This window comes from Oceanimonas doudoroffii, from assembly GCF_002242685.1.
Taxonomy (GTDB): domain Bacteria; phylum Pseudomonadota; class Gammaproteobacteria; order Enterobacterales; family Aeromonadaceae; genus Oceanimonas; species Oceanimonas doudoroffii.
In genome coordinates this window covers 198,712-212,229 of record NZ_NBIM01000002.1, presented here as the reverse complement: position 1 = coordinate 212,229, position 13,518 = coordinate 198,712, and the positions used below count along the sequence as shown (strand labels likewise).

Annotated in this window: 10 protein-coding genes; all 10 read right to left on the bottom strand. The window is 54.8% G+C overall.

Annotated elements, in window-relative coordinates; translation table 11 throughout:
• Window positions 1-12 precede the first annotated feature (12 nt).
• Complete coding sequence (locus B6S08_RS10605) at window positions 13-1,398, bottom strand: HlyD family type I secretion periplasmic adaptor subunit (protein WP_094200777.1); 1,386 nt, start codon at window positions 1,396-1,398, stop codon at window positions 13-15.
• A complete protein-coding gene (locus B6S08_RS10600; RefSeq protein WP_094200839.1) occupies window positions 1,391-3,532 on the bottom strand; it encodes a type I secretion system permease/ATPase in 2,142 nt (713 codons plus the stop codon). The genes B6S08_RS10605 and B6S08_RS10600 overlap by 8 nt, the downstream gene beginning before the upstream one ends.
• Before the next feature lie 292 nt (window positions 3,533-3,824).
• Window positions 3,825-5,066: an O-antigen ligase family protein gene (locus B6S08_RS10595; protein WP_169716397.1), complete on the bottom strand. Its 1,242-nt coding sequence runs from the start codon at window positions 5,064-5,066 to the stop codon at window positions 3,825-3,827.
• Between the two features lie 147 nt (window positions 5,067-5,213).
• Window positions 5,214-6,863: a glucose-6-phosphate isomerase gene (pgi, locus tag B6S08_RS10590; RefSeq protein ID WP_094200775.1), complete on the bottom strand. Its 1,650-nt coding sequence runs from the start codon at window positions 6,861-6,863 to the stop codon at window positions 5,214-5,216.
• Between the two features lie 246 nt (window positions 6,864-7,109).
• Window positions 7,110-7,289, bottom strand: coding sequence for a hypothetical protein (locus B6S08_RS18705; protein WP_425435362.1), 180 nt, complete (start codon window positions 7,287-7,289; stop codon window positions 7,110-7,112).
• Between the two features lie 533 nt (window positions 7,290-7,822).
• On the bottom strand, window positions 7,823-9,775 hold the full coding sequence (locus tag B6S08_RS10580; RefSeq protein ID WP_169716396.1) for a polysaccharide biosynthesis protein: 1,953 nt from the start codon (window positions 9,773-9,775) through the stop codon (window positions 7,823-7,825).
• Between the two features lie 29 nt (window positions 9,776-9,804).
• Window positions 9,805-10,356, bottom strand: a complete 552-nt coding sequence (locus B6S08_RS10575; RefSeq protein WP_094200774.1) for a sugar transferase — start codon at window positions 10,354-10,356, stop codon at window positions 9,805-9,807.
• Window positions 10,340-11,296, bottom strand: a complete 957-nt coding sequence (locus B6S08_RS10570; protein WP_094200773.1) for a UDP-glucose 4-epimerase family protein — start codon at window positions 11,294-11,296, stop codon at window positions 10,340-10,342. The genes B6S08_RS10575 and B6S08_RS10570 overlap by 17 nt, the downstream gene beginning before the upstream one ends.
• Window positions 11,293-12,447: a glycosyltransferase family 4 protein gene (locus B6S08_RS10565; RefSeq protein ID WP_094200772.1), complete on the bottom strand. Its 1,155-nt coding sequence runs from the start codon at window positions 12,445-12,447 to the stop codon at window positions 11,293-11,295. The genes B6S08_RS10570 and B6S08_RS10565 overlap by 4 nt, the downstream gene beginning before the upstream one ends.
• Complete coding sequence (locus B6S08_RS10560) at window positions 12,437-13,459, bottom strand: NAD-dependent epimerase/dehydratase family protein (RefSeq protein ID WP_094200771.1); 1,023 nt, start codon at window positions 13,457-13,459, stop codon at window positions 12,437-12,439. Before B6S08_RS10560 ends, B6S08_RS10565 begins: the two co-directional genes overlap by 11 nt.
• Between the last annotated feature and the right edge of the window lie 59 nt (window positions 13,460-13,518).

Genomic DNA, 13,518 nt, shown 5'->3' with positions numbered 1-13,518 from the left:
CCCTTTTTCGACTCAACGCTCGCGCAAAGCGCCCTGCTTTGCTCTTAAAATGGGTTTGAGCAGGTAATCCAGCACCGTTTTTTTGCCGGTGATGATGTCTACCCCCGCCTGCATGCCGGGAATAATGCGCAGCGGTGCCTGCTCGCTGCCCAGATAACTCTCTTTGGTACGAATGGTGGCCAGAAAAAAGGTGTTGCCTTCGTCATCCTGAATCGAGTCGGCACTCAGCTTTTCCACCTCACCCACCAGACCGCCATAAATGGTGAAGTCGTAGGCGGTGAACTTGACCATGGCCTCCAGCCCGGGCCGTAAAAAGCCGATGTCGCGAGGCTCGATGCGCGCCTCCACCAGCAAGGTGTCTTCCAGCGGCACTATCTCCACCAGACTCACCCCCGGCTGTACCACACCCCCCACGGTGTTCACGCTCAGGGTTTTGACCGTGCCCCTGACCGGCGACAGCACAGACGTGCGAGCCACCCGATCCTGCAGGCCCACTTCGCCTTCCTTCAGCTGCGCCAGCCGGCCACGACGCTCACTCAACTCCTGCTGGGAGTCGGAGCGAAAGCTCAAGGCCACCTCCTTGCGCTTGAAAATGGTTTCCCGCAAGGTGGCTTCCAGCTTGGGCAGCAACAGCCGGGTGGACTCCAGCTCGCCCTGTAATTCGTTAAGCTGGCGCTCCAGACGCAGAATTTCCACCCGCGGTACTATGCCTTCCCGAGCCAGGGGGCGGCTCATGTTCACTTCCCGGGCGGCCAGCCCCACGCCCCGGCTGAGGGTGCGCACCTTGGCGTTGGTTTCCACGATTTCCTGCTCGCGCTGACGGATCTGGTTGCCGAAAATGGACAGCTGGTTTTTCACGTAATCCAGCCGCTCCTGATAAAGGGAACGTTGAATGTCGGGCTGCTGGGGGTAGCGCTCCACAAACTCGGGAGGAAAGCTGAGCGCCACCGGAGTCACCTCCACCTGCTCGCGCCAGTCCAGTTCGGGGTCTTCCTGTACTCTGATGGCGGCCACCTGAGCCGCCAGCCGCAGGGCGTCTCCCTGCAAGGCGGCAATTTCCTGGCCGCGCTCGCGCAAGTCCGATTTAAACCGAGTGTCGTCTATCAGCAACAGCGGCTGGCTCTTGTCCACCTGCTGACCTTCACGCACATACAGCTCGCGCACTATGCCCCCTTCCAGATTGGACACCACCTGGATCTGGCTGGACGGAATCACGGTGCCGGTGCCGGTGGTGACTTCTTCCAGCTCGGCAAAACAGGCCCAGACAATGGCCGCCAGCACAAAGGCCAGCATGCACCACAGCAACGCCCGGGCGCCTTTGTGAGTGTTGAGCAGCACCGCGGCGGCGGTGTCGCTGGTGTAGTCGAGCAGTTCGGGAGACGGTTGCCTGCTAGCCATGGCCCACCTCCCGCATGGTCACCTTGCCCGCCTGCAGCTGCGCCAGCACCTGCTCTCGAGGGCCGTTGGCCATCACTCTGCCCTGCTCCAGCACGATAATACGGTTCACCACCTCCAGCATGGAGGTGCGGTGCGTTACCAGCAGCAGGGTCTGGTGGGCATCCAGCCGTTGCAGTTGCTGGCGCACATGCAGCTCGGAGCGGTTGTCCATATTGGAGGTGGGCTCGTCCAGTATCAGCATCACCGGATCGTTAAGCAGGGCTCGGGCAATGGCCACCGCCTGGCGTTGTCCCCCCGACAGCAGGCGGCCGCCCTCGCCCACCTGACGATCCAGGCCGTCAGGATCCTGATTGGTGAACAGGGTAACCCCGGCCCGCTCGGCGGCGCTAAGCACGGCGGCTTCGTCCGCCAGCGGATTGGCAATGACGATGTTGTCGCGAATGGTGCCGTAAAACAGGGTCACATCCTGAGGCACACAACCCATGTTGCTTCTCAGCACCGCCGGCTGCAGCTGGTGCATGTCGATGCCATCGATGCGAATGGCACCCTGGGTGGGCTGGTAAAGCCCGGCCACCAGCCGTTCCAGGGTGGTTTTACCCGAACCGATGCGGCCGATGACCGCCACCTTTTCACCGGGACGAATATGCAGACTGACATTGCTCAGCACATCCTGTCCGCTGCCGGGGTAACGAAAGTTCACTCGATCAAAGACGATGTCGCCCCTGAATTCGGGATGATGCACAAAGCGCCGGCCTTCTTCCTGCTCGTCGGGAGCGGCCATGACTTTTTCCAGAATATCCATGGCCGAGCGGGCGTGGTTGTAGCGGGTGGACAGCACCGACAACTGCACCATGGGCGCGATGGCCCGGCTGCCGAGCATGACCGCCGCAATGAGTCCGCCCATGGAGAGCTCACCGGCGGCAATCAGGTAGACCCCCAGCACAATCAGGCTGACGGTGGTAATTTGCTGGATCACGCTGGCCAGGGTAGATACCCCATTGGTGAGCCGTCGGGTTTTCATACCCCAGCCCGCCATGTGACTCACCGCCTGCTCCCAGCGATGCTGAAAGGCCCCCTGGGCGCCAAACAGCTTGATGGTCTCGAGTCCGGCAATACCCTCGACCAGATTGGCGTTTTTCTGGGACGCCAGCCTGGAGCCTTCCTCGATGCTATGGCGCAACGGTCGCTGCACCAGCAGGCTGACCGCCAGCAGCAGCAACATGGCAATAAAAGGCGCCCACACCATGTGGCCGGCAAAAATCCAGATAATGAACAAAAACAGCAACGCAAAGGGAATGTCGACCAGGGCGGCCACCGTGGCCGAGGTAAGAAATTCGCGAATGGCCTCAAACTCCTGCAGGTGGCGAGCAAAGGCACCGGTAGAGGGCGGCCGTGCCTCCATACGCATGCCCATCACCTTGGCGAAAATGCGGGCCGACAGCAGCACATCGGCCTTTTTGCCGGCCACGTCAATAAAGTGGCTGCGCAGCAGGCGCATCACAAAGTCGAAAATGAACACCACGGCGGCGCCGGTGGCCAGCACCCAGAGCGAGTCGAATGCCAGGTTGGGCACGATTTTGTCGTACACATTCATGGTAAACAGCGGCGTGACCAGAGCGAACAGGTTGATCAGCAAAGAGCCGATGAGCACGTCCCGATAGATGGAGGAAGAGCGGCGCAAGGTGCTCCAGAACCAGTGGCCATGCTCGTGATCCAACACTCGAGGTGAGCGCTCATCGAAACGAAAGCGGGGCTTCAGGTAAATGACCCGACCACTGTAACTTTTGGTGAGCTGATCGGCGGGCAGCCACTGCTCGCCCTCGCCGGTGTCGGGCAGCAAGACCCGACAGCCGCGCTCGTCACTCAGCTCAAGCAGCACACAGGCGCCACCGTTTTTCAGCAGCAGAATGCAGGGCAGCAGCAGCGCTGAGATTTCCTCAAGGGGGGTAACATCCTGACGGGAAGAAAAACCGGCACGGTCGGCGGCGCGGGAGAACAGCTGCGGGGTAAGCAAACCATCGGCCAGGGGCAAGCCATTGATCAGGGCCTCGCCCTGATGGGGCTGACCAAAAAACCGGGTGAGAAACACCAGGCTCTGTAACAGAGGGTCCCTGAGTGTGTTTGCATCCTGCATACCCATAACTGCTCCATGTGGAGGCACCTGAATCTAAGTCTAGTGAAGTTATGGAAATGCGGCGAAAAATCGAACGATTGGAATATGAGGGGGCTGAAGCGTGGGTTGAGTACCACTGCCAGCCTAATCGCAATTTGGCATCACGCTGCAACCGCAAGGCCCTTTTGAACGGGGCTTACGGTTGCCTATAGAATGATTTGCCTGGTTGAAGGGGCTTATACTTTAGCCGGTAAAGCTGTGCAACGAGGCTTCTGCGCCATTGCCCCCAGCACTGTGACTGGAAAGAAAAAGTTTAAGCTCGTAGCCCAGCGTTCTCTGGCCGTCTTAGCATGGCATAAATGGCTACTACGGTCAGCGCATAGCAACCGGAAAGTACATTCGCCTGCAGTGGGGCCTCACTAATGCCAAACACCATAAAACCAGCAACAAAAGTAACACCGGCTGCCGCCAGCGCCTTTTCTTTTCCCTCAGTATTCATGGCTTTGCGAAGAAAAATTATTCCCGGCACCAGATACAGCATCAATAGAGCAATAATACCCAACAATCCACGACCAGCCAACACCTCAAAATAGTCACTGTGCGCATGACCACGAGAGATGTTAAGCACCTGAGGAATAATCTCACCTTCTTCCACCAACCGCGCATTCAGAGCTTCGCGCTGATTGTAGTTCAGGCCATATAGCGGATTTTGCTTAAACGCTTCAATGGCCGCGGTCCATAGCTCCAGCCTCAGGCCACTGGAGCTGTATGCCTTGCTGGGGTCACCACTCTCGTAATGAATCAGTTCGTTAATCAGCACATCAAAGCGCTGCTGCACCTGAGGCACCACCATATAGCTGGCAGCCGGCATTGACATGCAGACTGCCGCAACCAGCACAACCAGCTTGGCGCCCAGCTCTTTCCGGTAAAGAATGATCAACACTGCAGCCAGTGCCGGCACTGCAATGTATGCCCCCCGGGTACCTGTAAGCAATATGGCGTAAACGGCCATAATAAAGCCCATAAAGGCCGCCAGCTTCCATCTGGAACGCTCAAAAAACATCATGCCGGAAAAGCTCAAAAATGCCAAGGCACAAGCTAGATAACCAAAGTTTATACTATACAAAAAACCATCAACCCTTGGCATACCTGCATAAAAATACTGATACAACGCCAGCAAGAAGGCTCCCGCGCTTCCAACCAGAGCTCCCGCAAACAACCAACTGGCTTTGGGTGGGGTTTTAAGTAGTAGCCACAACACCGGCACAACTAGTAAAAAGCGCAATGTCAGATCGAGATAGCGACCTCGAAAGCCATCACTTACAAAGGCTGGTAATACCGTTAGGAACATGAACACCAGAGAGAACATCAGCAGCTTGTCTGCCCGGTTCAGTGCCGGCTTATCTTTCACTCGAAACAAAAACACCAAGGCCAGCAGCAGCAAGATAGCAAATACAGCTACCGACCCTCCCGGGGTGGAAAGCAACAACGCCAACGATAAAAATACCATCAGCGACATAAAGGTATTATTATTCACAACATTTAAGACATTCATTAAACCGGGCCCAACAACTTGTAAAAATAATCGGCGTAAGCACAACAGTAAAATAACTGCGTCTATCCCCACAACGGGCATATCATAACGAAAAAGGATGAAATGTTCAGCATAACCAGCAGCTGTCGTTCAAGGCCTGTTTACATGTTAGAAACTGACACTCCATAGCTTAATCTGCGCCAACAGGCCATTGGTGGCGCTGTCGTGCCCTAGCGTCACACCATGGTCAAGATCATCAATTAAACGGGCGGCCAGTTTCTTGCCCAGCTCAACGCCCCACTGATCAAAACTGTTAATGTTCCACAGCCACCCTTGCACAAAAGTTTTGTGCTCATACATGGCAATAAGCGCTCCCAGATTGTAGGGAGTGAGCTCATCACACAAAATTACCGTGCTGGGGCGATTGCCGGGCATGACCTTGTATGGCGCCAGTTCGGCAACGGCCTCGGCACTCAGGCCTTCTGCTGCCAGCTCGCTTTCTACCTGTTCACGTGCTTTGCCAAATGCCATGGCCTGCGCCTGGGCCAGCATATTGGCCAACAGCTTGCGCTGATGTTCAGGGTAAGGGTAGGCAGAGCGAGCAAAGCCAATAAATTCCGCCGGCACCATCACGCTGCCCTGGTGCAGCAACTGGAAAAACGCGTGCTGGCCATTGGTGCCAACCTCGCCCCATACCACGGGGCCGGTGGCGTGGTCCACCGGCTGGCCGGCGTTGTTCACCCCCTTGCCGTTAGACTCCATATTCAGCTGCTGTAAAAAGGCAGGAAAGCGCTTTAAGTGATGGTGATAGGGAAACACGCCTTCGCTTTGCAGGCCAAGCACGTTAATGTTCCAGATGCTGAGCAGCGCCAGCAACACCGGAATGTTTTGCTCAAAAGGTGCCTGGCGCAAGTGCTCGTCCATGGCATGGGCCCCCGCCAGCAATTGCTGGAAGCGCTCAAAACCTACGGCCAGGGCGATGGGCAGGCCAATGGCCGACCACAGCGAAAAGCGCCCCCCCACCCAGTCCCAGAAGCGAAACATGTTGGCTTCATCTATACCAAAGGCCGTGACCGCCTCGGCATTAACCGACACCGCCACAAAATGTCGGGCAATGTGTTCCTCACCGCCGCAAGCCGTCATCAGCCAGGACCGTGCGGCGCGTGCATTGGTCATGGTCTCGTCTGTGGTAAAGGTTTTTGACGAGATCACAAACAAGGCGGTGGCCGGGTCCAACCCCGCCAGCACGCTGCCGAGCTGGGCTCCGTCCATGTTCGAAACAAAATGCGTGCGAATGCCCTTGTCCCGACAAGGCGCCAGCGCCTCTGCCACCATGGCCGGGCCAAGATCGGAGCCGCCAATGCCTATATTCACTACATCCGAAATGGGTCGGCCGGTGTAACCGTGCCAGATACCGCCATGCACCCGCCGGCAAAAGTCCTGAATGCGTGCCAACTCCGCGTGCACCTTGGGTACCACGTTTTCACCCCTGTGCATGGCTTTTGCCTTGGGCGGCATGCGCAGCGCCGTGTGCAGTGCCGCCCGGCCCTCGGTGTGGTTGAAAGCGTTGTCACCAAACAGCGCATCAATGCCCTGCCTGAGGCTCATGTCGCTCGCCAGTCGGCACAGCTGCGCCCGCACCTCGGCAGACCAGTGCTGGCGCGACAGATCCACCCGCATATGATCGCCAAATCCCAGGCTGAACTGCTCAAAACGGGCAGGATCATCAGCAAAGCGCTGTGCCAGGCTGGTTCCCTGCTCTTGCTGTTTTAATTGTTGCAAAGCCAAAAAGGCCGGCTGCCGGATTAAAGCTCTCATTTTATCCCACTGCTTTTATTAAATTAGCGCTCAACTCTATAGATTACAGGCTGCCCGCGTTCCAAATGCCTAATTTATCACGGGATATCACACTTCCGTTCCTAACAACAGCTCTCTCAATCGCGCCTGCAACACCGCCTCAGCCTCGCCGTGGATCAAACGAATTTGCCGTATGCCGTAGTGGTAGCGTCATGCCAGTGGAGAAGTTTATCAAATCCTGCTGCCCGGCGTTGGCCGAATAACCGCTTATCTGGTGCGCCCGGACACGAATGGTGGAACACTCACCATCCAGATCCACCCAGCCTCCTTCCGGGCCATATCACGCCCCAGCACACCCTCGGCCTGGTAACCCACAAACAAGACGTCATCAAAGGAGTCATTCAGAGCCGCATTTATATAATTTATTATCCGACCGCCTGAGCACATGCCGGAGCCGGCCAGCACGACGCAAAGCTGGTGTAAACGTGCCAGATAGTTGACGGCATTAAGAAACTCCTTGGTGACGGTTTACCACTGTAAGCTGTTCAAACGACAATGGGTGCCACCCTTCGGTCACCCGGTCCCGGGCTTCCTCATTCCAAAACGATTCGAGTTTGCGGTATAGCCGGGGAAAGTTGGCTGCCAGGGGTGAATATACTGCCATCTGCTACCACTCACCATAAGGCAGGAGTTACAGGCACGATTCCAGCACCTTCAGTACACGCCGAATGGGCTTTCAGCTCTGGTAAAACCAATTTAAAGGACATCTTCCAGCATGGTAGGAGCCGGTAACACCGTTCACCGCTCCGTGGTGCACAATCTCCACTCCCTTGTTCATGTGCTCTCCTTAATTGTTTCGTCTCACCGGGCAACATAGCCCGCCAAAAACAAAAATGCCCGTTGTTCGATCAAACAACGGGCATTACGGGTTGAAACACACATGAAGCGCAGGCACAACAAGCCATTGGACGCAGCAACACTCACTGCACTAGTGCGACCACCTTGCTCCTGTCACTGTCAGCCGACGAGCCCTCTCCGGCCTGATTTTGCTGCCACACCAAATCGCAAATGCCATCCTGCGGATTAAACGCGGTGGGCGCCTGCAGCAGCAACTCGCGAATGCGAGGCTGGTTGTATTGCTCACAGGCGATATTCAGCTCCTGCAGCAGGGCCTGCATTTCCTGCCAGGGCAGGTGCAGTTCGTAGGCGGTGCGAATACGCGGATGCGCCGTGGGCTGCTCGTTGCCGCCGATCAACAGCTCTTCATACAGCTTTTCGCCCGGGCGTAGACCGGTCACCTTAATCTCTATATCACCATTCGGCTGCCGCTCATCCTTGACCTCATACCCCATCAGCCGCACCATTTTGCGGGCAAGATCGATAATTTTGACCGGCTCCCCCATATCCAGCACAAACACATCTCCGCCCTTGCCCATGGCGCCGGCCTGAATCACCAGTTGGGCCGCCTCGGGAATGGTCATGAAGTAACGAGTTATTTTTTCATCGGTAAGGGTAATGGGCCCACCGGCACGGATTTGCTGTTTAAACAGCGGCACAACAGATCCACTCGAACCCAACACATTACCAAAACGCACCATGCAAAAACGGGTGCTGTTCTGGCGCAGGGCCAAGCCCTGTAACACCAGCTCGGCCAAGCGCTTGCTGGTGCCCATGACATTAGTAGGGCGTACCGCCTTGTCGGTAGAGATAAGCACAAAGGTCTCTACCCCGCAGTGAATGGCCGCTTCGGCCGCCCGCCAGGTGCCAAACACATTATTACGCACACCTTCCACCACGTTGTATTCCACCATAGGCACATGCTTGCAGGCGGCGGCGTGATAAACGCTTTGTACACCAAAAGCCTGCATCACCGCCTCCAGACGGTTTTGCTGCTGTACCGAGGCCATAACAGGCACAATGCGTACCGGATAATGGGCCGTCCGGCACATGCCCGCCAGCTCCTGATCTATCTGGTAAAGTGCGTATTCCGAGCATTCGAACAACACTAGGGTGGCTGGGCCCTGCTGCACAATTTGCCGGCACAACTCGGAGCCAATGGAGCCGCCGGCCCCGGTGACCATCACCACCTTGCCCTTGATATTGGCGGAAATGAGCTCGGGAAACGGCTCAACCGGATCCCGGCCAAGCAAGTCTTCCACACTCACCTCGTGCAGCTCGCTCAATGTCGCCTTGCCACTGATCAGGTCGGCCATGCCGGGAATGGTGAGAATATCCAGGGAGAGGTTTTCGAGAGTATCCACAATTTCGCGGCGACGCTGGCGACTGATGCTGGGCATGGCCAGCAGCAATTTTTGCGCGCCAAAATGCTCAATAAGCCAGGGCAAGGCAGCGGGCGAATACACGGTTAACCCCTGCAACAGCGCCTTTTGCAGCGCAATGTTGTCATCCACAAAGGCCACGGCGCGATATTCACTGCCATGGGTGAGAGAAGTATTTAACTGACGCCCGGAAGCGCCGGCGCCATAAATAATAACCGGGGTTTTCTGTTTTTTGGTGCTTTGGTTATACAGTGCCCGGGCCATGGTACGGGCTCCACCACACAACAACAACGCCAGTGCTGCGTAGATAATGGGCACCGAGCGAGGCAAAAAGGCGTTGAAGTAATACGCAGCCAGCACCATGGTAATGGCCGACACCGCCACCCCCCCCATCATCACCACGGTGGCATGGTGCCCCAAATAACGCAGCACCGCCCGGTAAAGGCCAAAGCGTACAAAGCACAGCAGGGTGAGCGGCAGCATGGCCGCCAACACTAGCCAGTGCTTAACGGAGTCCAGCAAGAGGGAGCTGTCGAGCCGCAGCATAAACGCCGCCCAGAACGCCAGCGAAATAAACAAGGTGTCCAGCAGCAAGCTAATGATGCGCTTTACCGAGCGAGACTGCTGGAACAGCCAGTGAATAGCCTGATGCATTATGGAATATCCCATTTTTTATTCTGACTTCAGCTTTTTACCCGATCACCACTGCCCTTGCCGGACACCGTGAGCAGAATGTAACGGAAATAATCCTTTACCGAGAATGACTGGATCATTTTTTGATCCGTCTCGGCCAGCAGCTCGGGCGTAGACATGTCAATTTCGCTCACCTGTGCCAGGCCGGTAATGCCGGGCCGTACATCATAAACGCCACGGGCAGCCCGGGCAGCGGTCAGATCTTGCTGGTTAAACAAACCTGGCCTTGGCCCTACCAGGCTCATATCGCCTTTCAGTACATTCCACAGTTGGGGCAACTCATCGAGTTTGGTTTTACGCAAAAAACCACCGAATGGCGTAATGGAAGCACTGCTTGCCAGGTGAGTCGCTACCGAGGCTGTATCTACCTTCATGGTGCGAAACTTGACCAGGGTAAAGGCTTTTTGCTGCCGGCCGACCCGCACCTGACAAAAAATGGGCGAGCCGGTATCGAACATGCCGATAACCGCAATCAGCACCAGCAGTGGAAAACCACACACCAGCCCCAGCAGTGAAAATACAATATCAAACAACCGAATCATCAAAACACCTCTTTAATCCCTGCTCTACCGACAGCGGCGGCTCCCAGCCCAATACCTTGCGTGCCTTGGAAATATCAACCTGTAGCGAGCCCAGCAAACGCTGTGCCATGGCTTTTTTACCCAACATGGTTGCACCAAGCTGCAACAACCCCACCGGCACCGGCACCAACCGGCATGGTGTGTCCATGGCCCTGGCCACACCGCGCAACAGCTCGGTGGTGGATACATCTTGCCCGTCTCCGGCCAGAAACACCTGATTGGCCGCAGCGGGATGATCAATGCAGGTGATAATGAGATCAACCAGATTATCCAGTGCCACCAGAGATCGTTTGTTGTGAATGGCGCCCAGGGGTAAAGGCAGCCCCTTTTTAGCCAACCAAACCATCCTGGCAAAATTGCCTTGTACACCCGGCCCGTAGACCAGTGGCGGGCGAATAATCACCAGCTCCATACCGGTTTTGGCGGCCAGTTGCTGCAAGCCCTGTTCAGCCTCCAGTTTGGAAATGCCGTAGGCATCTTCCGGTGCAGGAGCGTCTTCCGTTGTGAAAGGCTTATTCAAAGAAGTTTGCTCACCATTGACCTTGATAGAGCTGATAAAAATAAAGCGCTTTACACCTGCGCCTGCCGCCTGCCGAGCAAGATTCAACGTCCCCTCAACGTTGACCTTGCGATATTCCGCCAGCGGTTCGGCTACCTCGTCCTTCATAATATGGGCACGGGCGGCGGTGTGGATAACGATGTGCTGATCGGTTAAGGCTGCTGACCAGTTGGTATTCTCAGAAAAATTACCAACCATCAGTGCTCGGCACATATCAAAGCCACAATCGGCACGTAATGCCGCTGAAAGATGAAATTTTTCATGTTTCAATACCTGGTTAAGCAAAGCTTGCCCAACAAATCCGGTGGCTCCGGTTACCAGCACATTGGTCCTTTGTATCATGGTTCAAGCAGCTCCTGATAAATATCCATATGCTGTTTAATAATTTTTTCAATCGCAAAGGCCTCCTCCGCCAAAGCTCTGCCCGCTTCTCCCATTCGCTTTCGCAAATTGGGAGACGAAATAAAAAATTCAATTGCATCAGCCAGTGCTTCTGCATTTTTTACCGGTACGAGGAGGCCTGTTTCGTTTGGAGTAATGGCATCTCTGCAGCCCGGTACATCTGTGGTTACCACTGCTCTTCCACAGGCAGCAGCTTCAACCAGGCTCTTGGGTAAGCCTTCACGATAAGATGGCAGACAGACGATGTTAGCGGCTGCGTATTGCTGTGCAATGTCCTTGCGGTAGCCTAACAACTCAATGTGCTCTTCGGCAGCCCACTGTTCCAACTCCAGCTGACTGACACTGGTTGGGTTACCAGGGTCGGGAGAGCCGATCAAGCGCATTTCTATTGAAAGATTATGTTGTTTTAATAGCCTTGCTGCTTCTACAAACTCGAACACGCCCTTGTCCTTGAGCAGGCGTGCTGCCATCACTACGACGGGTTTACCTTCAGGTTCAGGCACATATGGATAATCGGACAAGGCAACTCCGGAACCACGGATCATACGTGTCTGATCAGCAATCAAGACTCCAAGTGATAGCAGGAGATCCCGATCATCCGGGTTCTGGAAAATAACAGCCAGACGTTTCTGCTTAAATGCAAAATGATACAGCTTAGTTACCAACCAGCGGCGTAAACGAGCAGCTCCGGAATGTGCGAGAAAAACAGTCCCTAAACCAGAAACTGCACTCACCACAGACTTCACACCAACCAGACGTGCAGCAATACCACCGTAAAGTACCGGCTTAATGGTAATAAGGTGTACCAGTGAAGGTTTTACACGCCGGAATAGTTTTACCAAGCATAGCAGTGTACTCAGCTCATTCAGCGGATTCTGACCACTTCGCAAGAATGGCACTACATGATGGACGAAGCCCTGAGCTTGAATAAGTTCAACATCAGAACCATCTGCCGTTGCTATATGTACGTCATAACCAGACCTTTGTGCAGCAACCGCCAGCGCTAATCGATGCGACAGGAAAAAATCGGGCGTATTAACCACAAAAAGAATAACGTTGGATTGGTTAGCCAAACTGTATTTATCCCACATTATCAATATACCAAGACATCGCCTTGGCTATGCCGTCTTTGATACGGTACTGCGGCGCATAGCCCAGCTTACTGGCTGCCTTGCTGATATCCGCCTGTGAATGACGCACATCACCAGCACGAAAATCGCGATACACTGGCGCGTTCTCATTGAACTTACCGTTTTCAGCCAAAGCCGCCTGCAGGGTACGGTAGAGGTCATTCAGTGTGGTACGGTCGCCCACTGCCACATTATAGACTTCGTTTTTAGCGTTTTCATCTGCCGTGGCAGCCAGAAAATTAGCCTGTACAGCATTTTCGATAAAGCAAAAATCGCGACTAGTTTCGCCATCGCCGTTGATAAACACCTCTTCGCCTTGAATCATGCTGGCTGTCCACTTGGGGATAACCGCAGCATAGGTACCGTTAGGATCTTGTCGTTTGCCGAACACATTGAAATAACGCAGACCGATGGTATTGAAACCGTAGGTATGGGCAAATACATCAGCATACAACTCATTGACATATTTGGTTACTGAGTAGGGTGACAATGGCTTACCAATATTTTCTTCCACCTTGGGCAAGGCCGGGTGATCACCATAAGTTGAACTGCTAGCAGCGTAAGTAAAACTTTTAACCCTAGCATTACGTGCAGCCACCAACATATTCAAAAAGCCACTAATGTTTGTCGCATTGGTTGCAATGGGATTATTAATGGAGCGCGGAACCGAGCCAAGCGCCGCCTGATGTAGTACATAATCAATACCTTCACAGGCTTTCTGGCAATCGTCCAGATTTCGGATGTCCCCCTCGATAAAGGAAAACCCAGCCCACTGTTCCAAAGTCACCAGCCGCTGCACTTCATCCAGATTGTGCTGATGGCCAGTAGCGAAGTTGTCCAGCCCCACGACACGCTGATTCAGCTTGAGCAAGTGTTCCAGTAGGTTGGAGCCGATAAAACCGGCCACACCAGTGATCAGCCAGGTTTTAGGACTGGCAGGGAGAGTTTCAAGCAGTTGTGAATAGGCAGTCATAGTTCATATGCCCGCCTTTTTGTTGGAGAACGGGCATCCTTATCGGGTTGTAGAAGGTA